Origin of the sequence: Pseudomonas sp. YL2 (assembly GCF_023063025.1) — a bacterium.
Lineage (GTDB): Bacteria > Pseudomonadota > Gammaproteobacteria > Pseudomonadales > Pseudomonadaceae > Aquipseudomonas > Aquipseudomonas putida_A.
In genome coordinates this window covers 77,202-102,668 of the sequence record NZ_JAJSLU010000015.1, presented here as the reverse complement: position 1 = coordinate 102,668, position 25,467 = coordinate 77,202, and the positions used below count along the sequence as shown (strand labels likewise).

Annotated in this window: 25 protein-coding genes; 8 read left to right on the top strand and 17 right to left on the bottom strand. The window is 61.7% G+C overall.

Annotation, left to right across the window (positions count from 1 at the left end):
- Window positions 1–313: 313 nt before the first annotated feature.
- Window positions 314–1,741 (top strand): cytochrome-c oxidase, cbb3-type subunit I, encoded by a 1,428-nt coding sequence (ccoN, locus tag LVD08_RS20575; protein ID WP_247269092.1) that lies wholly within the window; start codon window positions 314–316, stop codon window positions 1,739–1,741.
- Window positions 1,742–1,759: 18 nt separating this feature from the next.
- Window positions 1,760–1,978 carry a hypothetical protein gene (locus LVD08_RS20570; protein WP_027613752.1) on the top strand — a complete coding sequence of 73 codons (219 nt, stop codon included), beginning with the start codon at window positions 1,760–1,762 and terminating at the stop codon, window positions 1,976–1,978.
- A 130-nt stretch (window positions 1,979–2,108) separates the two neighbouring features.
- On the opposite strand, the gene LVD08_RS20565 is transcribed toward LVD08_RS20570, so the two are convergent.
- Window positions 2,109–2,600 carry a hypothetical protein gene (locus LVD08_RS20565; protein WP_247269091.1) on the bottom strand — a complete coding sequence of 164 codons (492 nt, stop codon included), beginning with the start codon at window positions 2,598–2,600 and terminating at the stop codon, window positions 2,109–2,111.
- 205 nt (window positions 2,601–2,805) lie between these two features.
- Between LVD08_RS20565 and LVD08_RS20560 the strand changes: the two genes are divergently transcribed.
- Window positions 2,806–3,498 carry an aspartate/glutamate racemase family protein gene (locus LVD08_RS20560; protein ID WP_247269090.1) on the top strand — a complete coding sequence of 231 codons (693 nt, stop codon included), beginning with the start codon at window positions 2,806–2,808 and terminating at the stop codon, window positions 3,496–3,498.
- A gap of 20 nt (window positions 3,499–3,518) precedes the next feature.
- Here LVD08_RS20560 and LVD08_RS20555 read toward each other — a convergent pair whose 3' ends face one another.
- The 14 genes from LVD08_RS20555 to LVD08_RS20490 all read right to left on the bottom strand — a co-directional run bounded on the left by LVD08_RS20555 (window position 3,519) and on the right by LVD08_RS20490 (window position 17,716).
- Complete coding sequence (locus LVD08_RS20555) at window positions 3,519–4,028, bottom strand: GNAT family N-acetyltransferase (protein WP_223008525.1); 510 nt, start codon at window positions 4,026–4,028, stop codon at window positions 3,519–3,521.
- 191 nt (window positions 4,029–4,219) lie between these two features.
- On the bottom strand, window positions 4,220–5,200 hold the full coding sequence (locus LVD08_RS20550; RefSeq protein ID WP_247269089.1) for a LysR family transcriptional regulator: 981 nt from the start codon (window positions 5,198–5,200) through the stop codon (window positions 4,220–4,222).
- 158 nt (window positions 5,201–5,358) lie between these two features.
- On the bottom strand, window positions 5,359–6,306 hold the full coding sequence (locus LVD08_RS20545) for a peptidylprolyl isomerase (RefSeq protein WP_247269088.1): 948 nt from the start codon (window positions 6,304–6,306) through the stop codon (window positions 5,359–5,361).
- Complete coding sequence (locus LVD08_RS20540; protein WP_115989909.1) at window positions 6,303–6,773, bottom strand: YbjN domain-containing protein; 471 nt, start codon at window positions 6,771–6,773, stop codon at window positions 6,303–6,305. The genes LVD08_RS20545 and LVD08_RS20540 overlap by 4 nt, the downstream gene beginning before the upstream one ends.
- Before the next feature lie 17 nt (window positions 6,774–6,790).
- Window positions 6,791–7,420 (bottom strand): DNA repair protein, encoded by a 630-nt coding sequence (locus LVD08_RS20535; protein ID WP_247269087.1) that lies wholly within the window; start codon window positions 7,418–7,420, stop codon window positions 6,791–6,793.
- A gap of 18 nt (window positions 7,421–7,438) precedes the next feature.
- Window positions 7,439–9,136 carry a putative porin gene (locus tag LVD08_RS20530; RefSeq protein WP_247269086.1) on the bottom strand — a complete coding sequence of 566 codons (1,698 nt, stop codon included), beginning with the start codon at window positions 9,134–9,136 and terminating at the stop codon, window positions 7,439–7,441.
- 39 nt (window positions 9,137–9,175) lie between these two features.
- Window positions 9,176–9,880, bottom strand: coding sequence for an energy transducer TonB family protein (locus LVD08_RS20525; protein ID WP_247269085.1), 705 nt, complete (start codon window positions 9,878–9,880; stop codon window positions 9,176–9,178).
- A 3-nt stretch (window positions 9,881–9,883) separates the two neighbouring features.
- Window positions 9,884–10,309 carry an ExbD/TolR family protein gene (locus LVD08_RS20520; protein ID WP_127646955.1) on the bottom strand — a complete coding sequence of 142 codons (426 nt, stop codon included), beginning with the start codon at window positions 10,307–10,309 and terminating at the stop codon, window positions 9,884–9,886.
- Window positions 10,310–10,320: 11 nt separating this feature from the next.
- The gene (locus tag LVD08_RS20515) at window positions 10,321–12,120 is read right to left on the bottom strand and encodes a DUF2341 domain-containing protein (protein ID WP_247269084.1); all 1,800 of its coding nucleotides are present in this window, start codon (window positions 12,118–12,120) and stop codon (window positions 10,321–10,323) included.
- Window positions 12,121–12,132: 12 nt separating this feature from the next.
- Window positions 12,133–13,731 (bottom strand): ShlB/FhaC/HecB family hemolysin secretion/activation protein, encoded by a 1,599-nt coding sequence (locus LVD08_RS20510; RefSeq protein ID WP_247269083.1) that lies wholly within the window; start codon window positions 13,729–13,731, stop codon window positions 12,133–12,135.
- A gap of 57 nt (window positions 13,732–13,788) precedes the next feature.
- Window positions 13,789–14,400 carry a transposase gene (locus tag LVD08_RS20505; protein ID WP_247269082.1) on the bottom strand — a complete coding sequence of 204 codons (612 nt, stop codon included), beginning with the start codon at window positions 14,398–14,400 and terminating at the stop codon, window positions 13,789–13,791.
- Between the two features lie 274 nt (window positions 14,401–14,674).
- Complete coding sequence (locus tag LVD08_RS20500; RefSeq protein WP_247269120.1) at window positions 14,675–15,883, bottom strand: DSD1 family PLP-dependent enzyme; 1,209 nt, start codon at window positions 15,881–15,883, stop codon at window positions 14,675–14,677.
- 74 nt (window positions 15,884–15,957) lie between these two features.
- On the bottom strand, window positions 15,958–17,286 hold the full coding sequence (locus LVD08_RS20495; RefSeq protein ID WP_247269119.1) for a D-arabinono-1,4-lactone oxidase: 1,329 nt from the start codon (window positions 17,284–17,286) through the stop codon (window positions 15,958–15,960).
- Window positions 17,287–17,362: 76 nt separating this feature from the next.
- Window positions 17,363–17,716 (bottom strand): c-type cytochrome, encoded by a 354-nt coding sequence (locus LVD08_RS20490; protein ID WP_247269081.1) that lies wholly within the window; start codon window positions 17,714–17,716, stop codon window positions 17,363–17,365.
- Between the two features lie 382 nt (window positions 17,717–18,098).
- Here LVD08_RS20490 and LVD08_RS20485 point away from each other — a divergent pair, with 382 nt between their 5' ends.
- From LVD08_RS20485 to LVD08_RS20475, 3 genes are all read left to right on the top strand, one after another.
- A complete protein-coding gene (locus LVD08_RS20485; protein ID WP_027613768.1) occupies window positions 18,099–19,724 on the top strand; it encodes an NADP-dependent glyceraldehyde-3-phosphate dehydrogenase in 1,626 nt (541 codons plus the stop codon).
- A gap of 46 nt (window positions 19,725–19,770) precedes the next feature.
- The gene (locus LVD08_RS20480) at window positions 19,771–20,811 is read left to right on the top strand and encodes an FUSC family protein (RefSeq protein ID WP_027613769.1); all 1,041 of its coding nucleotides are present in this window, start codon (window positions 19,771–19,773) and stop codon (window positions 20,809–20,811) included.
- A gap of 79 nt (window positions 20,812–20,890) precedes the next feature.
- The gene (locus LVD08_RS20475) at window positions 20,891–22,780 is read left to right on the top strand and encodes an acyltransferase family protein (RefSeq protein WP_247269080.1); all 1,890 of its coding nucleotides are present in this window, start codon (window positions 20,891–20,893) and stop codon (window positions 22,778–22,780) included.
- On the opposite strand, the gene LVD08_RS20470 is transcribed toward LVD08_RS20475, so the two are convergent.
- Window positions 22,767–23,663 (bottom strand): DMT family transporter, encoded by an 897-nt coding sequence (locus LVD08_RS20470; RefSeq protein ID WP_247269079.1) that lies wholly within the window; start codon window positions 23,661–23,663, stop codon window positions 22,767–22,769. The two genes, LVD08_RS20475 and LVD08_RS20470, sit on opposite strands and share 14 nt — an antisense overlap.
- Before the next feature lie 150 nt (window positions 23,664–23,813).
- Between LVD08_RS20470 and LVD08_RS20465 the strand changes: the two genes are divergently transcribed.
- Together LVD08_RS20465 and LVD08_RS20460 are read left to right on the top strand one after the other, a co-directional pair.
- On the top strand, window positions 23,814–24,251 hold the full coding sequence (locus LVD08_RS20465) for an Lrp/AsnC family transcriptional regulator (RefSeq protein WP_027613772.1): 438 nt from the start codon (window positions 23,814–23,816) through the stop codon (window positions 24,249–24,251).
- A gap of 60 nt (window positions 24,252–24,311) precedes the next feature.
- Window positions 24,312–24,638 (top strand): YceK/YidQ family lipoprotein, encoded by a 327-nt coding sequence (locus LVD08_RS20460; protein ID WP_247269078.1) that lies wholly within the window; start codon window positions 24,312–24,314, stop codon window positions 24,636–24,638.
- A gap of 64 nt (window positions 24,639–24,702) precedes the next feature.
- Here LVD08_RS20460 and LVD08_RS20455 read toward each other — a convergent pair whose 3' ends face one another.
- On the bottom strand, window positions 24,703–25,374 hold the full coding sequence (locus LVD08_RS20455) for a Bax inhibitor-1/YccA family protein (protein ID WP_027613775.1): 672 nt from the start codon (window positions 25,372–25,374) through the stop codon (window positions 24,703–24,705).
- Between the last annotated feature and the right edge of the window lie 93 nt (window positions 25,375–25,467).

Below are 25,467 nucleotides of genomic sequence, written 5' to 3'. Positions count from 1 at the left end.
TGGTGGGGGTGACCCCCCCCGCGCTGGGGGTGGCCCGGCCACCTCCTTTTTTGACGCCCACCCCCAAACCGGGACCAGTCTCACTCCTACAGATTTTCCCCGACTATGGACGAGCAGCGCAGCACGCAACAGATTCACCTGAAGTCATAAAAACCATATCAGGGCGCGGCAGAACGCCGCAGGCAGCACTTCAATCTGATCCGTACAAATGAAAGATTCCTGAGCCTGTTTTGTTTCCAGTGGTATTCCTACAGTGCAGCTCGTGCCAGACCGGGTGGCCTGGCAAGACTTTGCAACCGTGGATGAACTGACCATGAGCACAGCAACAATCGGACAGGCGTATAACTACAAGGTCGTCCGCCAATTCGTTATCGCGACGGTTTTCTGGGGTGTCGTCGGCATGGCGATGGGGGTATGGATCGCCTCGCAACTGGTATGGCCGGACATGAACCTCGACCTGCCCTGGACCACCTTCGGCCGCTTGCGGCCATTGCACACCAGTCTGGTGATTTTCGGTTTCGCCGGCAGCGCGCAATTCGCCGCCAGTTACTACGCGGTGCAGCGCACCTGCCAGGTGCGCCTGTATTCGGAGAAGCTCGCGGCCTTCACCTTCTGGGGCTGGCAATCGGTGATCGTGATCATGCTGATCACCCTCCCGATGGGCTACACCACCACCAAGGAATACGCCGAGATCGAATTCTCCGGCGCGGTGTGGATGGCGGTGGTCTGGGTCGCGTATGCCATCGTGTTTTTCACCACCGTGGTGCAGCGCAAGACCAAACACATCTACGTCGGCAACTGGTTCTTCGGCGCGTTCATTCTGGTGATCGCCATGCTGCACGTGGTCAATCACCTGTCGATCCCGGTGGACTGGTTCAAATCCTATCCGGTGTATTCCGGGGCCACCGATGCCATGGTGCAGTGGTGGTACGGCCATAACGCGGTGGGTTTCTTCCTGACCACGGGCTTTCTCGGAATGATGTATTACTTCGTGCCGAAACAGGTGAATCGCCCGGTCTATTCGTATCGGTTGTCGATCGTGCATTTCTGGGCGCTGATCACCCTGTACATCTGGGCCGGCCCGCACCACTTGCACTACACCGCGCTGCCGGACTGGGCGCAGTCGCTGGGCATGGCGATGTCGCTGATCCTGCTGGCGCCGAGCTGGGGCGGGATGATCAACGGCATGATGACCTTGTCGGGCGCCTGGCATAAGTTGCGCACCGACCCGATTTTGCGCTTCCTGGTGCTGTCGCTGGCGTTCTACGGCATGTCGACCTTCGAAGGCCCGATGATGGCGATCAAAACGGTCAACGCCCTCTCCCACTACACCGACTGGACCATCGGCCACGTTCACGCCGGGGCCTTGGGCTGGGTGGCGATGATCACCTTCGGCGCGACCTACCATATGGTGCCGAAAGTCTTCGGCCGCGAGCAGATGTACAGCACGCCGCTGATCAACCTGCACTTCTGGCTGGCGACCATCGGCACGGTGTTGTACATCGCTTCGATGTGGGTCAACGGCATCACTCAGGGCCTGATGTGGCGAGCGATCAACGAGGACGGCACGCTGACCTACTCCTTCGTCGAAGCGCTGCAGGCCAGTCATCCGGGGTTCATCGTGCGCTTTGCCGGCGGGGTGTTCTTCCTCAGCGGCATGCTGCTGATGGCCTACAACGTCTGGCGCACGGTGCGGGTCGCCGACGTGGCGCTGGCACGCAGCCAGGCGCAGATCGCCTGAGGCAGGGAGCCGCAGAGGATGGATATTTTCTTGAATGTGCTGGGGGTGGTGTTTCTGTGGCTGGCGGTGGAGTACTGCCTGCGCCATCAGACTTCAGAGAGCCTCGACGATGCGAGCATGGTGCCGTTTGCTGATGATCCGGAGGTGGCACGGCGGGTTGAGTTGGCCACCGGTAAAACCGTGAAAGCCGTGGCGCCGGAAGAGGCGAAACCGGGCTGGATCAACCTCGAGATGTAACCCCACCACCGCCCCTTTGTAGGAGTGAGCCTGCTCGCGATTGCGGTCATTCAGCCAACTGTATGGTGACTGATATACCGCTATCGCGAGCAGGCTCACTCCTACAGGGGACTTGTGCAAATCCGGAGATCTAGGCGCGATCGCGCGGGATCAGGCTCTGCAACTGCTGTGCGAGAAAATCCGCATCAAACACAAAGATGTCGGGATCCTTCAGGCCATTGGTCTTGCGCCATTGCCACTCGCCGTTCGGCAGCCCGACCAGCGAAATACTGCCGTAGCGCGCCGCCGTCAGCCCCATCACCGCCAGGGAAATCTGCCCGGCGCTGCCCATCACGTCCGGCACGAATTCCACCGGTTTGCCGGCAATCACGATGCTCAGTTTTTCAGTCTTGAAGGTCGAGGTTTCCACCGGCGTGCTCGGCCCGAATGCGACGTAAGCCTCGCGGCTCACCTCCAGCAGGTTCGGTGCCTGCACCGGTTCCAGCCATTGCTGGATATGGCCGAACAGCTCGGTGATGCGGCTGGCCCACGCCTGTGACTGGGTTTCGAACAATTGCTTCTTGTGCGCTTCACTCTCGGCATAGTGACGAAGCATTTCGCCCAGTTGTTGTACGTCGTTCATCGGTACGTTCCTCGGGGTGAGCCTGCGATAGTCGATAGTGACAGATCGAGGCGCCGGCGTACGTTAAACCTCGATCGCCGGCACCGGGACACTTGGCAACAGGATCAACGGTACAGTTGCTTTGTACTGGCATCCGTCATTGAACCGATGGACACTCGGCCGGAGCCCGACTTTTCCAATACGGGCCATTGTTCGAGGAATTTCAATGCGCACCATCGGCCTTATCGGCGGCATGAGCTGGGAATCCAGCGCTGAATACTATCGACTCATCAATCAGCAGGTCCGCGACCGCCTCGGCTCGCTGCGCTCGGCGCAAATCCTGATGTACAGCGTCGACTTCGGCCCGGTCGAACAGGCGCAGCACGCCGGGCGCTGGGACGATGCGGCGGCGATTCTGGTGGATGCCGCGCGCAGGCTCGAGGCCGGCGGCGCCGAATGCGTGGTGCTGTGTACCAACACCATGCACAAGGTCGCGCAGCAGATTCAGGCAGCGATCAGCATTCCGTTTCTGCACATCGCCGAACCGGCGGCGCAGGCGGCATTGGCCATCGATGCGCGCACGGTCGGTCTGCTCGGCACGGCGTTCACCATGGAGCAGGACTTTCTCAAGCAGCGCCTGATTGCGCAGGGTCTGACGGTACTGGTGCCGGACGACGCCGAGCGCAAGGACGTGCACCGGATCATCTACGACGAACTGTGCGTCGGAGTGATCAGTGACGAATCACGCAAAATCTATCAACGGGTGATCGAAGCGCTGACCGCGCGCGGCGCCCAGGCGATCATCCTCGGCTGCACGGAAATCGGTCTGCTGGTCAAACCCGAACACAGCGCCCTGCCGCTGCTCGACACCACCGAACTGCATGCGCAGGCGGCGGTGGCGTTCGCTCTGGGCAACTGACTCCCACAGGATTTTTTGGCTTATCGACGACGCAGACGGGCCATGCTCAGGGTGTCGACCCATTGCCCGTCGCGCACGGCGTAGTCACGAAACAGGCCTTCGTTCTCGAAGCCGAACTTGCGGTAGAGATTGATAGCCGCCTGGTTGTCGGCGTACACCGAGAGTTCGACCCGGTGCAGGTTCATCCAGTTGTCGGCGACGTCCAGCGCCGCCGCCAGCAGTTTCGACCCGACACCCTTGCCCTGCCACGCCACGGCGACCGCCATGCCGACACTGCCGGCGTGAGCGCGGCGAATCCGCGAATAGTTTTCCAGCCCGAGATGACCGACCACCGCGCCCTGGTGCAGCGCCACCAGTTTGACCATCCGCTCGTTCTCCGCCAGCAGCCGCTGACGCCAGATTTCAGTGGACTGAAATGGCATCTGCAGCACCTGCCGGGTCACGGCCGGATCGTTGTACAGCGCGGTAACGGCCTCGATATGCGATTCGTTGAAGCGTTCGAGGGTGATGGCGGGGTTGTGGTCGGGCATGGCAGATCCTTCCTGGATCGATGGGTGGCCGCTTACTCTAAACCGTTGAGCCTCTGGCTGGCGAATAGCAAAATGTGGGAGCGGGCTTGCTCGCGAAAGCGGTGTGTCAGGCAACACAGATGTTGAATTTCAGACCGCTTTCGCGAGCAAGCCCGCTCCCACAGGGGATTTGGGGTGCCGGGAAGATCGGGTCAGGTCTGAAACCATTCCTGGCGTTCGTTGAAGGTGTGCTGGATCAGTTCGACCAGGGTTTGCACTTCGGCAACGTCCCGGGATTCAGCGTTGACCGCCAGCCATGCCTGCAACTGCATCGGCTCGTCAAACAACCCCGGCAACGCCACCAGCCCCCGGTCGAAACGACTCATGTACGCCGGCAATAAACCAATGCAAGCGCTGCAACGGATCATTTCCAGCATCAGTTCATAAGACTGCATCTGCACCACGCCCGCCAGACGTTGTTCGACCAGTTCATTCCACGGCCGGAAGCTGTCGATCTGCCGGTCGTGCTGCCATTGCACCAGCATGAAATCGCTGAGGTCGTCGGCACTCGCCGGGCGCGCGGTGACCCGGGAATAGCGTTTGGCGATGTGCGGCAGGTAATCCAGACGCGCCAGGGCCTGCGGCTGACTGGTGGCGAAGGTCGGGCCGGGGCTGGGGGTTTCGCCGTGGGCCAGCCACAGCACCACGTCGGCGCTTACTGCGCGCAAGGATAACTCGCTGTCCAGCGCAATGATCTCCAGGCGCACGCTGGCATTGCGCCGCAGCAACGCGATCAGGTCGCGACCGAGGATGTCATGCAGGATCGATTCGGCAACCGCCAGGCGGATCAGCGGCTGCTCGACCATCGGCAGTTTGCGTTCGTGGGCCAGCGCCACCAGTTGCGCCTGCAGTTGCTGGCCCTCGCGGGTCAGGCTCAGGGCGCTGCCCTGAAAGCTGAACAGCGAGTGCTGCAGCTCCTGCTCAAGCTGCGCCAACTGCTTGCGCAGCAAAGTCGAACGCACGTTGAGGCTGCGCGCGGCCTGCATGAAGCAGCCGCAGCGGGCACTGACCAGAAAATATTGCGCGACCTCGGCATCAATGGTCGCGGCTTGCGCCAGCCATGGTTCGCGCTCGCCCTGTGCCCAGCGATAGTCGGGGCTACCCTGTCGTCCTGCGGGTTCGGTGAATGACATCGATGACTCCCTGTCGATCTTTGTATTTAGACATTGCGCAGACCCCCTGTAGGAGTGAGCCTGCCCGCGATAGCGCCGCCACAGCACACATCTCTTTGCCTGCCCCATCGCTATCGCGAGCAGGCTCACTCCTACAGGGTTTGTGGTGTGCCAGTGCTCTAATGGTTGGTTTCGAGGACTTTGTTCAGCTCGGCCCCATCGATACTCAGCGTTGCGGTATTGAGCATCCCGTCCAGATACGCCTGAGCAATCTGCTCCTGACGTTGCGCACGCAAGGCTTGGGTCAGTTGATCGCGCAATTCATCCAGTGTCGCAGTACGTGCCGGTTGCTGTTCGGTGAGTTTGATCACATGGAAGCCGGCCGCGCTCTGCACTGGATCGGACACCGCACCGACCTTCAATTTCGCCACCGCACCCCGCACCTCCGGCACCAGTTGCTGCAACGGTTGCAGCCCGGTGTCGCCGCCACGTTCGGCAGTCTGCCGGTCCTGCGAATACTGAGTCGCCAGCGCGGCAAAATCCGCCGGCGTGCCCTGGGCTTTCTTGCTTAGCTCGGTCGCCTGTTTGCGCACGCTTTCCAGGCTTTGTGCATCCGGCACCGCGAGGAAAATCTGACTTACCCGGTACAACGCCGGAGTCTGCCAGTTGCCCTTGCCAGCGTCATACGCCTGCTGCAACTCGGCCGCACTCGGGTAGTCCGCCGGCACCGTGCTGACCGAGCGCAAGTAATCGCGAAACACGATCTGCTCGGTGGCCGCGCGGGTTTGCCGCACCACGTCCGGACGCTGCGCCCAGCCCTGAGCATCGGCCTGTTCCAGCACGGCTTTCTCCGCCAACCGCGTACGAATCCAGCGCTCCAGCGCTTCACGGTTGCCGCGCAATTGCTCGCGAGTCGCCGGGGGGACGGTACCCAGCAGCGCCTGCAATTCCTGCGGCGTCACCTGCTGTTGGCCCAACCGCGCCACTGCCGGCCCGGCAGCAACCGCCGCCAACGGCGACGATTGCTGGGCGGCGACCGGGTCAGCACCCGGTCGCAGCACCAGCGCCACGGCTACCACCAACAGCGCCACTGCCCCGGCGCCGATCACCATGGCTGGCTTTTTCACAGCGCGACTTCCTCTTGCTCAGCGGTAGCGACTTTGGCCGTCGAGGCTTGCGCAGACTGACTGAAATCACGCAGGTAGACGATGAACTCCTGCAACAGGCGATCCCACAATTCCAGGTTGCCGCGCAGGTGATCGCTGCTCACACCGGCCGCCAGCACCACGTCCATTTCCATCACCAGAAACTCGCCCTGCAACGACAACCGCGCAAAACGCCGGGTGGCGTTCCACTGTTCGGCCACGCCCTGCGGCAACTCACCTTGCACCCGCAGCGCGCAGCTGAAAGTGAAATCGACGTAGCTGCCCTGCTCCACCGCCGGGTTGCCGAAACGCACGGCATAACCGATGCCCTGACTGGCGCTGAGCAATTGCACGATGCCGTTCTGTTCGGTCTGGTTGACGCGATAACCGGCCGCTTGCAGGACGTCGGTCAGGGATTGTGGGGACACATGGCTGATCAATTGAGTCATGACTTCTTCCTTGTTTATCAGTGCGAGAGCGCAGCTTGCGGCGCATCGAATTGAGTCTTGTACAGTTCATCGCCAAAGCCCTGAGCCAGCTCATCGAACTTGACCCGGGCGCTGCCCGCAAAGGGCTGGCGGATCTTCATCACCTCGGCCACATCAATGTTTTCGTAAGCGCTGAGGATCTGCTTGGCGACGCCATACATCTGCTGATTCTTGACTGAACATTGCTGCACTTGTGTGTCACGTTCAGCCAATTGCGTTTGAAGCTTAGACCGTTCTGCCTCTTTGGCACGGGCCATGACCAGCAACTCGTCGTAGGCCTTCTTGAACTTGCCGACCTGTTCGCTGCTGGCGGCGACTTGCGCTTGCGCCTGGCTGTGCAGGCTCTGCTGCTGGCCGGCCAACTGCTCGGCGACGCCTTTGGCCTTGGCCAGTTCGGCGGTCAATTGCTTGATCTGCGCCTGCGCGGCCTTGGCCTCGTTCTGCGCCGCCAGTTGCGCGGCGCTGGCCTGAGCCTGCTGGCTCTGCAGGGCCTGCAACTGCTGAGTGGTGCTGCGCAACTGGGTACGCAGACGCTCTTCCATGCCTTCGGCGTGCGCGCCATGTGCAATGAAAAAACTCAGCCCCAACAGTAAAACTCGTGCGTGCATGACCGTACTCCCGGCGCCTTAGAAGCGCGTGTTGATCTCAAGCTGCAAGACATCGATGTCGAACGGCGCGCCGTACACCGCCTCGGTGCTCAGCCAGCGGCCGGTGGCGTAGACGTTCTTCGCCAGACCGTAATTGCCGCCGAGGAAATAGCCCTTGGCGTTGGTGCCGCCGAGGTGGAACGAGGAATCGTTGAAGCCGTCGGGCAAGGCGTCCGGCTGGATGTACTTGTAGCCGGCGAACATATTCCAGTCGCCCTGCTTCTTCAGGTCCAGCGCATTGCCGAGGGTGAACTGCACCATCCACGCATTGGCGCCGCTTTCGATCTCGCCGTTGCTGTTGAGGTTGTTGACGATCTGCCCCTCGGAGCGCTTGCGCATGTCGCCTTCGTCGTAACCGAGGTTGTGGATGTAGTTGCCCTGGCTGCGCAGCTTGAAGTCTTGCGGCAGATCTGCATCCCACACCAGGTTCAGGTCGAGCAGGTTGAACTCCGACGCCAGGCCGACAAATTGCGGCTGCGGTGTGGTGGTCGGGTTGGCCGGGTTCGGCGTGATGTCGCGCAGCAGGAATACGCTGTTGCCCTTCTGCATGAACGCCGCACGGCTGCCATCGGTGTCGCAGCCCGGGGCGCCGGCCCAAGGTTCGCAAGGGCTGGAGCGTTGGCCTTGAATGTCGTCGAAGCGGTAGTAGGCCAGCGCACCTTTGAGGCGGTTGTTGCTGTTGATCGCCCACTTGGCGCCGAGCTGCGCGCCGTAGAGCCACTTGTTGTCGCTTTCTTCCTTGTCGAAACCGTTGCTGGTGGTGGTGTCGTTGGTGTAGTCCACCGGGAACGCGCCGACGGTGCCGAACACACCCCAGTCGCGGTTGAGCTTGTGGTCGAAAATCGCCGCCACGCCGTCGAAATTCAGGTCGTTGGAATAGAGCATGTCGGTGGACATGAACGGGTTGGCGAAACGCCCGCCGGTCAGGGTCAGCTCATCGGTCGGCTTCCAGTTCAGGTAGCCCTGATCGAGCCAGATATCTTTCTTGGCGAAGCCGCCGCCGAGGTTCTGCGTGGTCGACACCGGGTTATTGTCCGAGCCGGTGCCGATGCGGACGCCGGCGGTCCATTCCGGCGAGATCACCGCTTTCATGCCCAGCCGTGCGCGCAGGCGGAACTGGTTGGTGCGGTCTTCACGGGTGTTGAGCAACGGCGGCAGACTGGTGCTGCTGTTGGGGTTCACGTCGTACGGACCGTTGTTGTTGAGTTTGGCGAAGTCGACGATTTCGTTGCTGTTGCTGCCCGAGTAGTAGCGCGATTCATCGCGCAGGCGGATGTCGCCATCGAAGCTGATGCGCGAAGCCCAGTCCGGGAAAGTGTTGGGCGCCGCCCAGTTTTCCTGCTTGGCGGTGGCCATGACTTCGGCCTTGACCTGATCGCGGATCTGGTCGCGCACCGCGGCGGGCACGTACTGCACGCGCACATCGCCCGGTGCTGCGACCGGACCTGCCGCCACCGCAGTCGAAGCCGCTGCCTGCTTGGCCTGGGCCGCTTCGTTCTGGGCCTGGGCGATCAGCGCGTCAGCCTTGTCCTGTTTCAGAATGCCCTGCTCGACCAGCAAGCGGATCAGATTGATCGTGGCGTTCTCCGAGGGCGCAGGCGCTGCCGCGGCCTGACCGACCAGGGTCGCGATGACCATGCCGACCGCCAGGGACAATCGATTCACGTTGGAAATCATCTGCACACAACTCCTTTTCATACAGCTTTATGAATTCGGTTAACCCGGACGCCGCCCTTGCAGGGACAGGCGCACAGGCAAGGTGATGGAGGCCGGTGGCCGTTCGCTCAGGTGCGGTGCGTTACGCAGCGCCGCCAGCACCTGGGTATCGATCTCGGGATTGCCGCTGGACTTGACCAGCTCGACCCGGGTGATTTCGCCGACGCTGCTCAGCCACACATCGGCCTGCAGCGAAAATGCGAGGTTGCGCAGGTCGGGGTTCTCGCGCAGCAAACGCTGAAAAGTGAACGCGAGGAACTGGCTGTAGGTGCCGGTGCCCAGGCGTCCGCCACCCGCGCCGGCCATGCCGCCGCCCTTGCCGGCGCCGATGTTGAAAGCGTCGTTGCCACTCTGCGCATCGCCGTCCATTTGCATCGGGTTGGCCAGGTCGTCCGCCGGCGATGGCGGCGCCTCTTCCTCGGGCTTGACCTCCTGCGGCTCGGGCGTGGGTTCGGGCTCGACGACTTTTTCTTCCACCGGGGTTTCCGGCTCCGGTGGTTTTTCCGGAGGTGGCGGCGGCGGTGGCGGCAACGGAATGATCGTCGGCACCTTCGGAGCTTCACGGCGCACGCCGCTCATGTCATTGGCCCACTGCCACAGGAACCACGCGGCGAGCGCGCCGAGCAGCAGCCCGGCGCCCCACTTTACAAAGCGCATCGGCGACCTTTTCACCGGCAGCGGCTCGATCGGAAGTTGTGCGGTCATCACTCAGCCCTGCGTCGGTTTGCCGGTCACCAGACCGACCTGAGACAGTTCGAGCCGGCGCAACAGATCCAGCACTTCAATGACCTTCTGGTACTGCACCGTGGCGTCGCCGCGCACGATCACCGGGAAGTCCGGGTTCTGCGCTTTCTCGATACGCAGGCGCTCTTCCAGCTCGGCCAGGGTCACCGGGTAGGCGTCGAGGAACACCTGACCGCCGTCGTTGACCGAAATCGCCTTGGTCTTGGCTTCCGACAGCGACACCGAGGCGCTGGCCTTGGGCAGGTTGATCTGGATCCCGGAGACCTGCGCAGTGGCGGTGAGGATGAACATCACCAGCACCACCATCAGCACGTCGACCAGCGGGGTGATGTTGATGCTGTCCACCGCTGCATCTTCGTCATCGTCGTGGGAGGCATTTACGGACGCCATGGCAGTGTTCCTCAGGCCGGTACGGAGTGGTTGGCGTGATGGCCGCGCTGATGCGCCGCTTCGCTGGACTGGCCTTCGCCGTGCATCTCCGCCAGACGCGTGATGAACTCGTCGACGAACACGCGCATGTCGGCGCTGACTTCCTTGTTGCGGGTGATCAGGCGGTTGTAGCCAAACAGCGCCGGGATCGCGACGAACAGGCCCATCGCCGTGGCGAGCAATGCCGCAGCCATGCCGGGCGCGATGGCGTTGATGTTGACGTCGCCGGCCATGGCCGTGCCGAGGAACACCACCATGATCCCCAGCACGGTGCCGAGCAGGCCGATGTACGGGCCGCCGGCGATGGCGTTGGACAGGGTCGAAAGTTTCGAGCTGAGGGCCTGGTTCTCGCGGGTGCGCACGCCGTCCATCGAGCAGCGAATCGCTTCAATCGTCGCTGCCGACACCGAAGAGGTATCGGCGCCCTGCTCGCGGCGGGTACGGATTTCCTTGACCGCCACCGAGTACAGGCGCCACAGCGGCGAGTGCTGCAGACGCTGGGCCAGTTGCGCGTCGTCGGCGAACATTTCCAGACGGGTACCGACCTTGGCGAACTGCTCGCGGAAGTCCTCGTTGGCCTTGCTCACGCGGCTGAGGGTGCGGTTCTTGCGCAGCATGATGATCCACGACTGGAACATCATCAGCACCAGCACGGCGATGATCACCCAGGCATCCACCGGTACCGCGTTGAGCAGGAAACCGAGGCTGCCGAAGCCGAAACCGGACTGTTCCTCGTCGACGCCGTAGGCCACCAGTTTCGACTCGGCGCCTTGCGCGGTGGCATCAGCCAGCAGCAATGGTGCAGGGCGCGCGACTTTCGACAGGCGCAGTTCGTCGATGGCGCCCACGAATGGCTGGTACGGGCCTGCGGCCAGATCGCCGCCAATCGCCATCACTGAATTGAACGCCGGCATCGCCTGAGCCAGCGTCGCGCCCTCACGACCGTTGATGTACAGGCTGACTTTCGAACCTTCGGCGGTCAGCGCAACATGCTGCCATTGCCCCGGATTCAGCGGCTGAGAGGCCACGGCGCGCTGGCCGTCGATCTCCACAAACGGCACACCTTGATTGACCCCGATCAGCAGACTGCTGGCGCCTTCGCGGCGAGCGAGGATCAGTTGTTCGCCATTGGCCTGATCCAGACGCAGCCAGGCGCTGAAGGTGAACGGACTGCCGGCGCTGTGCTGCAACGACGGACTGGCCGGCAGTAGCAACGGCTGACCGCTGAACTGCAAGGCGCGCCCGACCACGCCGTCAATCGCCGCGCCAGTGGCGCTTTGTGCGGTGTTGCCGTAAGCGGTGGTGTCCTTGGCCGGCGTGCCGGTGGCGCCGTCGAAGTGGTACAGCGCGGTGTAATTCGGATCGAAGGTCAACTGGCCGTTGCCGGTGGCCGGGGCCTTCTGGTTGCCGTAGTACATCCAGATGTCCTGACGCTGGCCGCCCTCGACATTCGGCACATCGACCCAGATCAGCGCCATGCCCATCAACGCGTCGAAGCTTTCGATCTGGTGGTTGAGCACGGTCTTGTCATCGGCGGCGACGAAGCGCAAATCCGCGCCGTCTTCCTTGACGCCGTCGAAGGTGAAATTGCCGGTGTGCAGGCGCACCAGCAGCGCGGTGCGGCCCAGGGCCTGATTGATCCCGGCGCCCTGCGGCGTGGTGTCGACGGCGATCTGTTTGCGGTAATGCCAGTCGTCCTGCCACCAGGCCTGCGCCGTGGCCGGGAGCACGAAGCCCAGGCAGATCAACAACGAAAGAATGAGGCGCTGCATGAACGTGCTCCTTTAGAAAGTGGCTTGAAGGTTGAAGTGCAGGCGCGACTCCTGCTTCGAGGTGTTCGGCCCTTCGAGTAACGGGTAGCCCCAGTCGAGGCTGCCGGACAGCCATTTGCTGAGGCTGGCGCGGGTGCCGAGGCCGACGCTGGCCAGGGCGTAACTGGCGTCCTGGTCCGGCAGTTCGTCGCGCAGGTACAGTTGCGCGCCTTCGGCAAAGGCATAGAAGCGCCATTCCTGCATCCAGCTACCGGCGTATTTCGCCAGCGACGGGGTGCGCAGCTCCTGACTGAGCAGCACGCCGTCATCGCCGGTGCGCTCGGCCGCCAGATAGCCGCGCACCGAGGTCGCGCCGCCAGCGGAAAACTGTTCGTTGGACACCAGTGGCCCCGACGCCAATTGGAACGCGCCTTTGCTCGCGCTCTGCCAGTCGTTGTCGAAGGTCCAGGTGAAGTTGCTGTCGCCCTTGAGCACGGCGAAACTCGGGTTGGCCCGGTAGCGTTTGTAGTCGAAGTCTTCGTCGGAGCTGCCGTAACCGAAAATGCTGCGGGTGGCTGCGACCAGGCTCAGGCCGAGTCCAAGATGACTTTTTTCGGTGTAGCGGAAGCCGTTGTAGGCGAAGGTGAACGGCGCGTATTTCAGCGGCACCTTGTCGCTCTCGCCGGACAGGGTCAGGCGCTCGTCGAAGTCCTTGAAGTCGATACCGGCCGACAGCGAGTTCGACCAACTGCCGCTGGACGGCAGCGTGTAGATCGCCGACACCCCGTAGGAATGGCCCTTGCCCAGCACGTTGCTGCCGCCGATGGTTGCGACGTTGCTGTCGGATTGATAACCGGAGAACTGCACGCTCCAGCGCTCGCTCAGCGGCGCTGTGTAGGAAGCCGACCAGACCTTGGCGTTGTCGGTGTCTTGCGGTGCGGTGAAGTACGTCAGGTTGATGCTGTGGCCGAGTTGCCAGAGGTTGTTGTAGCCGAGGCTGGTCACGGCGCGCAGCTTCTCGGTGTCGGCGCTGTAGTCGTTGTTGAGGCCGACGCTGGCGCTCCACGGGTTCTGATCTTCGACCTGCAAATCGACGTCCATGGTGCCGGGGCGTTGACCTTCGCGCACCAGCGGCATGACCTGGCGGCCCGGGGTTTTATTGAGCTGCGCCAGTTCGCCCTGAACCTTGGCGAAGTCCGGCACCTCACCCTCTTTCAGCGCCGGGACGTTGTCGCGGATGTCCAGCGGCGAATAGTGTTTGGCGCCGACCACACGCACCCGGCCGACCTTGGTTTCGCTGACTTGCAGGTAGACGATGCCGTCCGCTACCGCTTGCTCCGGCAGTTCGACGAACACCGATTGGTAGCCGCGCTGCTGATAAGCCTTCTGCAAGGCATCGCGGGCGCCTTCGATGTCAGTCATGGCTTTTTGCGGGCCGAGAAACGGGTACACCGCCTCTTCAATTGCCCGGGCGTCGAGCACGGTGTTGCCGCGCACGAAGTATTCGTTGACGTCCACCAGACGTTGCGGCGCGGCGCCTTGGGCGGCCTCTTCGGCGAATGCCGGTTGCGCGCCGGCCGTCACCAGCAGCCAGCCCCACAGCGCCAGCCGTGACGTGAAAATCTGATCCACACTACCCCCTGAATTCGCGATGACCTGTTGGCGCTGTTGCGCGCCTTGTGTGTTGCGTCAGTTGCTGACCGTCGAGGCACCGCTGTGCTTGCCGAGCCAGGTGTGCAGCAGCGCGAAGTTCAACGAGAACTCGGGCATTTGCAGCAAGGCACCGCAGAACACTTCGCCGATGATTTTTTGAATGAGCTGCACCGCACGCGGGTTGTTGAGCAGCGTGGCGATGTCGCGACTGAGGACGTTGAAGCTCCAGACTTTCTGGTTCAGGCCAAGACCGACGAACCAGCGGAACAGCAGGTTGTAATTGAGTTGCTCATACAGTTGCTGCTCGCTGGGCACCGAATACAGCAGTTGCAGGAGCAGGATGTGCATGACGGTTTGCGCGGGGATGAGCATGCCGGGCTCGGCATTGAGCTCGTGCAGCAGGCCTTGGTGGGCGTTGAGCAAGTCATCGATCTGCGGGCGCAGCAACACCAGCGAATGGCCGGGCGGAATGTAGCTGGAGACCTCTTTCAAGGCGCCCTGCCAGTCATCCTGCGAGACGATCCAGACCCACGGCGCGCCGTAGCGATATACCGAAACCGGCTTCTTGCGCGCGGCCTCGACGATCTTCGACAGGCGCTGATCGAGTTCCTGCATGCCCACTTTCGAGTAGCGTTCCATAGTCCCCATTGCCTCACTCCCGGCGTCCCGCCTCGGCTTGTGAAAAGCGCCCCGTTGGGCCCCTCAAGCGCGTTACATAGGCATGACCGGACTGGCTATGTGCTACCGAACTTTTGTCATAAAAGCTTCATTACAGAAATTGATCGAGATTTGACAGACAACACAAAACCCTGTGGGAGCGAGCCTGCTCGCGAATGCGGTGTGCCAGTCAAATAGATGCTGACTGACAGGACGCCTTCGCGAGCAAGCCCGCTCCCACAGGGGGATCTGAGGTGTTTTTGGGTCAGGTGTAGACCGGCCAGGTATCGACGATCTTGCCGTCACGCACCGCCAGCAGATCACCGAATTGCAGGAGGACAGCTTCGGTCTGGGTCGGGCGCAGAAACACTTGATCCTCGATGGTCAGGCCGACGGCGTGGGAGCCGTTGACCATCTCTTGATTCGAACTGCGCCCATACACCCCATTGCTCTGCAACCCCGGCGGCGATTCGAACTCGGCCATCCAGTAACCGCCGTAGATGAAAAAGGTCTGGCGCTGATTGGTGTCCCACCACGAGAACAAAGTCGACTTGTCATCCAGCGCCGGAATATTCACCGCACCGGTACTCTTCAGCACCGGCGTGGCGATGTAGGTCGCCGGCACGTGGTCAACCAGCGACGGCAGGTCGTAATGCGTCGGTTTGAGCATCGCCGTGCCCACCGAAACCTCGGTGCTCAGCTTTTCGTTTTCGTGGATGCGGTAACTCGGGCTGCCGGCGGTGTTCAGGCACAGGTTCTCGTTCCACAACGCCGGAAACTGCTGGCGAGTGAAATCCACGCAACGCTGATAAATCACCATCACCTTGGCGAACAGTTCTTCCGGTGAGCCGAGTATCCCCGGCACGCCCATGCCCACAAACGGGTCGTAGCCCATGAACCCGGCGAACGCCAAGTGCTGCGGGTTGGCGCTGATCAGCGTGAGCATCTGCCCCAGCACATTTACATCCCTGACCCCGCCCCGATGCAAGCCGACATCCAGTTCGATGTTGATGCGCATCCGCGTGCCCAAACTCTTTGCCAGCGCGAGGTATTGCTGCAAGCGCTCAGGCCCGTCGAGCAGCCATTGCAACTGCCTGGAAGGGTCGAACGGGCCTTTGTGAGTTTGATAGAACAGCTCGGCTGAACGCACCGGCAACGGCTTGCCGAGCAGGATGTCGGACTGCGGAAACGTGAGCGCATCGTGATTGAGAAACGGCTGGTGAAACGACATGAGTTTTTGCGTCCCGGCCCGTTGTGCGATGTAGCTCAACAACCCCGGTGACGGCAGGGATTTTTCCACCAGACGCAATTGCTTGCCGCCGCGTTTGACCGACTGCATCACCACGTCGATGTTGTGATCGAGGCGATCCAGATCGATCAACAACACCGGGCGCATCGGGCCGTTGTCCTTCAGCTCTTTATTCAGCGCGCGGAAATACTCACTGTACGGGCCGCCACGATCACCCGGTCGCAGCCAGGCGCCCACGCCCACTAACAAAGCGCCGACACCCAACGTGCCGAGGAGAAAATTGCGTCGATTGACCGCCATCAGCTCACCCCCAGAATCGACGACAGATGCGCATTGAGAAAGCGTCCGCTCGGGTCCAGCGCCTGACGCACGTCGACAAACTCGCGCCAGCGCGGGTACAGCGGTTGCAGATTCTTCGCGTTGAGCGTGTGCAATTTGCCCCAGTGCGGGCGGCCGTTGTACTTCCAGAAGATCGGCTCGACCGCGGCGAAGAAGTTGTGATGATCCATCTGGTAATGCTGGTGCACCGAGATCGAACAGCTGTCGCGGCCCTCGAACATGCTCAGCGGAATGTCGTCGGCCTTGACGTAGCGGTACTCGATGGGAAACCAGGTGCGCAGGTCCTTGTCCTGAATCAGCTTGAGGATTTCACGCAGGCAGGCCGGGCCGTGTTCGGCGGGCACCGAGTATTCCATCTCGTTGAAGCGCACGGTGCGCACGTTGGCGTAGATGTCGAACGAGTCGCCGACCCGGTCATCGAAACTCGCCATATGCCGCAGGCTGTTGAGCAGCGTGCGGCGCAGCTCGGGGAAGTCGCTGCCGTATTTGTCGATCTTCTCGATCAGGGTCACGAACTCATTGCCGCCCTCCTCTTCGGGCGGGATCGGCGGTGTGGCCGGGTCGCTGGTTTCGTTGAGGGCGATGGACAGCGCGTAGTCGGAATGGGTGACCACGAGCATTTCCCAGTGCTGGTTTTCCCGGGTGTTTTTGTCGAGGTCTTCCAGCAGCTCTTCGGTCTTGGCGATCCACTGGCGTTCGCGCAGGCGGTAGGCCGGGCGATTTTGCAGACGGATTTTCGTCGCCACGCCCAGTGCCCCAAGGGATACCCGGGCGGCATTGAACACTTCCGGGTGGCGCTGACTGTCGCAGTCCAGCACCTCGCCGTTGGCCGTCACCAGTTGCAGGCCGCAGACATGCGCCGAGTACGACTGAAAGGTTTTGCCGGTGCCGTGGGTCGAGGTGGAAATTGCCCCGGCGAGAGTCTGGTAATCGATATCGGCCATGTTCTGCAGCGCTTGGCCGACGTCCTTCAGCGGCACGCCCATGCGCGACATTGGCGTACCGGCGGCGAATTCGGCCTGCAGGGTGTTCGGATCGTGGTCGAGCAGCCCGGTGAAGTAGCTCAGCGACAGCAAAGTGCCGTCGGTGGGCACCAGTGCGCTGAACGAATGCGCCGAACCGACCGGGCGGATCTTGCCCTGGGCCTGACGAATCGCGGCGGTCAATTCATCAAGATTCTTCGGCGCCAGCCGTGCCGCCGGCAGGCAACTCTGCCCGCCCGACCAGTTGCGCCAGGGAATCAGTCGCGGGGCGCGCAGCAACTGCCCCAGCGCGGGATTGGCCGCCAATGCACTGAACGCGCCGACGATGCTTGCCCGTTGCAACACCTGACGCCGTGTCAGATCCATGCTCATGCGCACGCCCTTATTGTGGGAGGGGCTGGTCGGCCATGAAGCCGATCAGTTGCAGGAATTGTTCTTCGGTGCACTCGACGCACTGGCCCATCGGCGGCATGCCGTTGTAGCCGTTGATGGCGTGGTCGAGCAGCGTGTCGGCGCCCTGGCGGATGCGTGGTTCCCAGGCTTGACGATCGCCAGTCAGCGGCGCATTGGCGGCCGGGTTGGCGTGGCACAGCTGGCAGCTGTTGGTGTAGATCTGCGCCAGGGCCGGGTCAGAGGGTGTGGCATTGTGAGTGGTCGCCGGCGGTGCGGATTTTTCGTCGCAGCCGCACAGCGTCATCATCAGCGCCAGCAGTAAAGTGAGTCGGATTGCCCGCATAACGATCCTCGAGGGTGGCAGCGCTTTTTGTTGTGATCACACCTTAAGGCAGGCACGGCAGCGGGTTGAGGGCATTGCCGGACAACGATGGGGGCAAACGGGGCCAGCCAGGATTGAGCTCGGGCTCGGACAGCACCACAAAACCTGTGGGAGCTGGCTTGCCAGCGATAGCGGAGTGTCAGCCGATGAAAGTCGCGGGAGTGCCGGCCTAATCGCTGGCAAGCCAGCTCCCACAGGGTAAACGGCGTTGCTGATCCCCCTCTGTTCCGCATCTCTGCGTGACATTCGCGTGACATTGGCGGGTTTAAATGTCGGCGCATTCAGGCGTATAACCTGTAAAGACTTTTTGATCTGTATACGGACATCAACACGGGGTAGCGACATGACCACAGCAAACATCCTTGGCAATCTGTTCCCTTCTGTCAGCGACATCCCGGAAAAATACCGCCTCGACGGTCAGGTCGAGCAACGCGAATACCTCGTCGATGGCCAACTGCGGCGCTGGGACGGCCCACTGGCCACGGTGCGCAGCCCGGTGTATCTGCACGGCGAAAACGGCGATGAACAAGTGATTCTCGGCAGCACCCCACTGCTCGACGCCGACACCGCGCTCACTGCCCTTGATGCCGCCGTGCGTGCCTACGATCGCGGTCAGGGCCTGTGGCCGACCATGCGCGTGGCCGAACGCATCCAGCACGTCGAAGCGTTCCTCGGCCGGATGCGCCAGCAGCGCGAAGCCGTGGTCAAGCTGCTGATGTGGGAGATCGGCAAGAACCTCAAGGACTCGGAAAAAGAGTTCGACCGCACCTGCGACTACATCGTCGACACCATCAATGCACTGAAAGAACTCGACCGCCGCTCCAGCCGTTTCGAACTGGAACAGGACACCCTCGGCCAGATCCGTCGCGTGCCGCTCGGCGTGGCATTGTGCATGGGGCCTTACAACTATCCGCTGAACGAAACCTTCACCACGCTGATTCCGGCGCTGATCATGGGCAACACCGTGGTGTTCAAACCGGCCAAGCTCGGCGTGTTGCTGATCCGCCCGTTGCTCGAAGCGTTCCGCGACAGCTTCCCGACCGGCGTGATCAACGTGATCTACGGCAGCGGCCGCGAAACCGTCAGCGCGCTGATGGCCAGCGGCAAGATCGACATCTTCGCCTTCATCGGCACCAACAAGGCCGCCAGCGACCTGAAAAAGCTGCACCCGAAACCACACCGCTTGCGCGCCGCGCTGGGCCTGGATGCGAAGAACCCCGGCATCGTCCTGCCGGAAGTCGATCTGGATAATGCGGTCAGCGAAGCGGTCACCGGTTCGCTGTCGTTCAACGGCCAGCGCTGCACCGCGCTGAAGATCCTCTTTGTGCACGAGGACGTGGTCGACGCCTTCATCGAAAAATTCAACGCCAAACTCGCCACCCTCAAGCCGGGCATGCCATGGGACAGCGGCGTGGCACTGACGCCGCTGCCGGAGTCGGGCAAGGTCGACTATCTGCACGGTCTGGTGGCCGACGCGCAGAGCAAGGGCGCACAAGTGGTCAACCCGAATGGCGGCGAGAGTCGCGAGTCGTTCTTCTACCCCGCCGTGCTGTACCCGGTGACGCCGCAGATGCGCGTGTACAACGAAGAACAGTTCGGCCCGGTGGTGCCGATCGTGCCGTACCGTCACCTCGATACCGTGATCGATTACGTGCTGGAATCGGACTTCGGCCAGCAACTGAGCCTGTTCGGCACCAACCCGGTGGCGATCGGCCGACTGGTCGACACTTTCGCCAACCAGGTCGGGCGGATCAACCTCAACGCCCAGTGCCAGCGCGGCCCGGACACCTACCCGTTCAACGGGCGCAAGAACTCCGCCGAAGGCACGCTGTCGGTACACGATGCCCTGCGGGTGTTTTCGATCCGCACACTGGTGGCAACCAAGTTCCAGGACAGCAACAAGGACCTGATCAGCGAAATCATTCGCGGCCGCGATTCGAGCTTCCTGACCACCGATTACATCTTCTGACGAGGACTTTGCACTGAGCACCTTCAGCACCCAACGACTGCCACCGCTGCTGCGGCGAATCCTGCGTCCGTTGCTGGACCCGTACCGCCGCTACCAGCACGCCCGATTGATTCACGCGGTGCGGGTAGCGCTGGGGCTGCTGGCGACCATCCTGCTGACCACCGGCATCAACCTGCCCCACGGCGAGTGGGCTTCGGTGACCATGCTGGTAGTGATCGGCGGCCTGCAACACCACGGCAACATCGGCAAGAAAGCCGCCGAACGCGCCACCGGCACCCTGATCGGTGCCGGCGTCGGTCTGCTGCTGGTGGCGCAACAGGCATGGCTGGGCCTGCCGTGGCTGACCTACTTTGCCATGGCGGTGGTCTGCGGGTTCTTCTCCTATCACGCGATCGGCAAGGGCGGGTACACCGCCCTGCTCTCGGCAATCACCGTATTCATTGTCGCCGGGCATGGCGACAACCCGATCACCGATGGCTTATGGCGCGGGGTCGACATCCTGATCGGCATCGCCCTGGCCCTGGCATTTTCCTTCGCCCTGCCGCTGTACGCCGTGTATTCGTGGCGCTACAACCTGGCCGATGCCTTGCGCGACTGCGCCACGTTGTACGGGCGGATCATCAGCGGCCAACCGGTCAGCGCCGATGAACATCTGAAGCTGATGGGCCGGGTGACCACAGTGATGGTGCAACTGCGCTCGCTGATGCCTTCGGTGTCCAAGGAAGTGAAAATCTCCATGACCGAGCTGGACGCGATTCAACGCAACCTGCGCATGTGCGTCAGCACTCTGGAGATCCTCGGCAACACCCGCCCGGATGCCAACGACCCCGACGCCATGGCACACCTGCAATCGGCACTGCGGGCCGAGCACCGGGTGATCCGCGTGCAACTGATCGGCATGGCCCGGGCCTTGAAATCCGGCGCCACGCAACGTCTGGAGCGCCCGCTGGAGTTGCCGGACGCCAGTCTCGACACGCCGGTCTACAACACGCTGGACGGTTACCGGTTACTGACCCGACAACTGGCCGCGAACATTGGCGAGCTGCGCCAACGCCTGGCGATGACGGCGCCGCGCTGGAACATCTGAATCAGCGGAAAAATCCATGTAACAAAGCCGACATCATCACTACAATGCGCCGCACAATGGATGTGACATGGACGCATAAATGCAATTCAGGAAGAGTATCAACGCCTTGCGGGCACTGGCCGTGCTCTCGGTCGTGCTGTTTCATTTCAAGGTGCCAGGGTTCGAGGGCGGGTTTGTCGGCGTAGACGTGTTCTTCGTCATCTCCGGCTTCCTGATGACCGGCATCATCGTCAATGGCGTGCAGCAGCAGAACTTTTCCCTCCTCGGTTTCTACGCCTCCCGCGCCCGCCGCATCATTCCCGCCCTGCTGGTCCTGTGCGTTGCGCTGCTGATCTTCGGCTACTTTTATCTGCCGCTGGATGACTTGCGCGAAACCATCCGTACGATCAAGAGCAGTCTGCTGTTCAGCTCGAACTTCAGCTTTGCCCAAAGCGGCAATTACTTCGCGGCGCCGCTGCATGAAAACTGGTTGCTGCATACCTGGTCGCTGTCGGTCGAATGGCAGTTCTACCTGCTTTACCCCGTGCTGATCATGGGGCTGCACCGGTTCTTCGGCACCGATAAAACTCGCTTTGCCTTGCTGGCCGTGGCGCTGATTTCGCTGCTGGCGTCCATCGTCGTGACCCGCGTCAACCCGACGTTCGCCTTCTACATGCTGCCCACCCGCGCCTGGGAAATGATCGCTGGCGGCCTGGTTTTTCTGTTTCCACTACGATTGAGCCAGCGCGGCGGCGCGATTTGCGAAGGGCTCGGTCTGCTGGCGATTGCCGTCAGCGTGCTGGTTTTTTCTGAGGCGGATCTGTGGCCGGGCTACCTGGCACTGGTGCCGGTGCTGGGGACGATGCTGGTGATTCACGCCAACACCCGGTCGATGTTCAGCGGCAATCCTGCGCTGCAATTTGTCGGCAGCATTTCCTACTCGGTGTACCTGTGGCATTGGCCGCTGGTGGTACTGCTTTACCTGTGCGGGCTGTTGAGCAGCTGGCCGCACGTGATCGGCGCAATCATCGCCTCGTTCGCCCTCGGCACCCTGTCGTTCTACCTGGTGGAATCGAAGGTGAAGAAAGGTACGAGCGCTACTCGAACAGTGATCAAGTTCGCGTCACTGACGGTAGCGGTGGTGGCCGTGTCGGCAACGACGTCGTCGCTGGTCAAGCAACACCCCGACTGGCGCCCGGCACTGGTCGAACTTGGTCAGCCGGAATACACCAGCAAGCTGTATCCGCAGGAGTGCTACCCGAATGCCTATGCAGCGGCGGATTGCAAACTGGGCACGGGTGATGTGTCGGTGATTCTGTACGGCGACAGCCATGCGCAATCCACCGCAGCGGCGGTGCAGATGGACAACCCGCAAGCGGCGCTGTCATGGTCACGGGGCGGTTGCCCGACCCTGGCGCACTTCGCCATGCACGACAAGACCGTCGAAAGCCAGTGCCGGGGCTTCAATCAGGAAAAGCTGCAACAACTGAAAACCGCGTACGCCGGGGTGCCGGTGGTGCTGTTCAGCCGTGCGGCGCTGTATGCGGATTCGGGCCGGGAAAACAGCTACCGGATTTCCTTTCCCGAGCGCCAGGCTACGTTTGCCGAAGCGTATACCGAAGAGTACGTCAGCACGGTCTGCTCGATCGCGGAAAACCATCCGGTGTACATCGTCAAACCGATCCCGGAGATGCCTTTCAGCGTCTACAAGGGCTTGAATCTGAATCAGCGCTTGTTCCGGCAAAACACAGACATTTCCTTGCCGTTGCAGGCCTATGAAAAGCGCAACCGCATCGCCATCGCAACCATCGAAGCCGCCGCCAGCCGCTGCAACGCGACGGTGATCGACCCGACGCCGTACCTGTGCCCCAACGGCAATTGCATGGGCTCCATGGACGGCGTGCCGCTGTACTTTGACGACAATCATCTGGTGGATGCCGGCAATCAACAGCTCAAAGGCCTGTTCAAGGATCTGATCAAACCGATTTGAGCTGGCGCCGGGCTTTCAGGCCCCAGCCCTGTTGCATCCCGGCGGCGGCCAGCAGAATTGCTGCCACCCCGATCCACTGCAGGATCTGCAGGCGATGGCCGAAGGCGAACCAGTCGACGAAAATCGCCGCAATCGGGTAGATGAAGGACAGCGCACCGGTCAGGGCAGTCGGCAGTTTCTGGATCGCGCCGTACAGCAGCACGTACATCAAGCCGGTGTGGACGATGCCCAGCGTCACCAGACTGGCCCAGGCTCCGTTGGTTTGCGGCAGGCCGTTGAAGTGCGCGAACGGCGCGAGCAACAGCACTCCGGTGCAGACCTGGATCAGCGCGATCAGATGCGGCGGCGTGCCGGTCAGGCGCTTGATGATCAGCGCCGCCATCGCGTAGAGCAGCGCCGCCCCCAACGCCAGCGCAATCCCCAGCAAATATTCGCTACCGCCCTCGCCCTGCCCGCCATGGGCACTGACGATCGCCAGCATGCCGAGAAAGGAAATCGCCAGCCAGAACAGCTTTTGCAAGGTGATTTTCTCGCCGAGAAACAGCGCCGCCAAACCGACCAGCATGAACGGCTGCACGTTGTAGACCGCCGTGCCGATGGCGATCGAGGCCCGGGAATAGGAGCCGAACAACAACACCCAGTTGCCGACAATCGCCACCCCACTGAGCACCGCGAGCAGGAACGTGGTGCGGGTCAGAATGCCCGGACGCAAGAAGCCGAACGCCGCGCATATCAGCAGCAAGGCGCCGGCGCCGAACACGCAACGCCAGAACACCACATCCAGCACCGGTTGCCCGGACACCAGCACGAACCAGCCGATGGTCCCGGAAATCAGCATGGCGGCGGTCATTTCCAATGAACCACGGCGGATTGTGTTGTCCATCATCGATCTCCCTAAGCGTTTGACGAAGGCGTGGCAAAAGTATGCCAAGCCGACCACGAGCGCCTCCAGCGCAAAAAGCAGGCTAAACTCGATTTCTGCCTTTTTTATCGTGGGTGGTTTCCCTTAAATGCCTAATACCGGAGTTGCCCCATGACCGACGATATCGACCAGATCCTCATCAGCGCCTTGATGGACGACTCGCGTCGCTCGCTCAAGGCATTGGCGCAAATCAGCGGCCTGTCCTCACCCAGCGTGGCCGAACGCCTGCGCCGCCTGGAGGAGCGCGGCGTGCTCAAGGGCTATACCGTCGAGATCGACCCCAAATGCTTCGGCTATCAGCTCCAGGCGATCGTCCGGGTGCGACCACTGCCGGGGCAATTGCAGGAGGTGGAGCGGCAAATCATGTCGATCCCGGAGTTCACCGAGTGCGACAAGGTCACCGGGGAAGATTGCTTCATCGCCCGATTGCATGTGCGTTCGATGGAACAGCTGGACACCCTGCTCGACCGCCTCAATACGCTGGCCGAAACCAACACCGCGATCGTCAAGAAAACCCCGGTCAAGCGCCGGTTACCGCCGATGGCGTGAGTGCTTTTTGCGCCTGCGCGGCGTAGATTGAGGTTTTCCCGGCGAAAGGATTGGGCGGTAATGAGAATTCAGGCAGTGATGCTGACAGTGTTGATGCTCAGCGGGTGCGGGACGGTGCAGACCGTCGTGCTCAGCGACAAGGCTTCTGTGGACCAGCTGAAGACCAAGAAGAGCTACTGCGGCGCTGTTCCGCGCATTTACAGCGGTGCAACCTACGACTTCTGCATGCTGCACGCCGAAAAGCCGGATGACGTCGACGCGTTCAATTACAACAACGCCTCCCTTGGCCTGGTGGTCGATGCAGCAGTTTCGGGTGTGCTGGATACGTTTCTGCTGCCCTACACGATTTACAAGCAACAGGCCGATGGCAGCATCGTGATCAACTGATCCGCTTTTCGCAGACAACAAAAAACCCGCCGAAGCGGGTTTTTTGTTGATTCACAAACAGCGATCAGTCGTCGCGGCTCATGATGCCGAAGATCTGCAACAAGCTGATGAACAGGTTGTAGATCGATACATACAGGCTGATGGTTGCCATGATGTAGTTGCGCTCGCCACCGTGGATGATCGCGCTGGTCTGGAACAGAATGCACACCGACGAGAACAGCACGAAACCGGCGCTGATCGCCAGTTGCAGGCCGCTGATCTGGAAGAACATGCTCGCCAGCGTTGCACCCAGCAACACGAAGAAACCGGCGGTGATGAAACCACCGAGGAAGCTCATGTCCTTGCGGGTGATCAGCACGTAGGCCGACAGACCACCGAACACCAGCGCGGTCATGGCGAATGCCGAACTGACCACTTCTGCGCCGCCCTGCATGCCCAGGTAACGGTTGAGGATCGGGCCGAGCAGGAAACCCATGAAACCGGTCAGCGCAAAGGCGGACACCAGGCCCCACGCGGAATCACGGAGTTTGTTGGTGAGGAAGAACAGCCCGTAGAAACCGATCAGCACCACGAAAATGTTCGGATAGCCGACGCGCATCTGCTGGGCCACGAAAGCCATCACACCGCTGAATGCGAGGGTGAGCGCCAGTAGACCGTAAGTGTTGCGCAGGACGCGGCTAACCTCTAGCTGCTCAGCCTGCACGCTGTTGTGAACTGCGTAATCCTGTTCGCGCATGGCGACACTCCTGTTGGTTTGAAACGTTCAGTGGCAAAGATCATAACAGACGCTCTGTAACAAGCCATGCACAGAGTTTGACAGTGTGTTTCA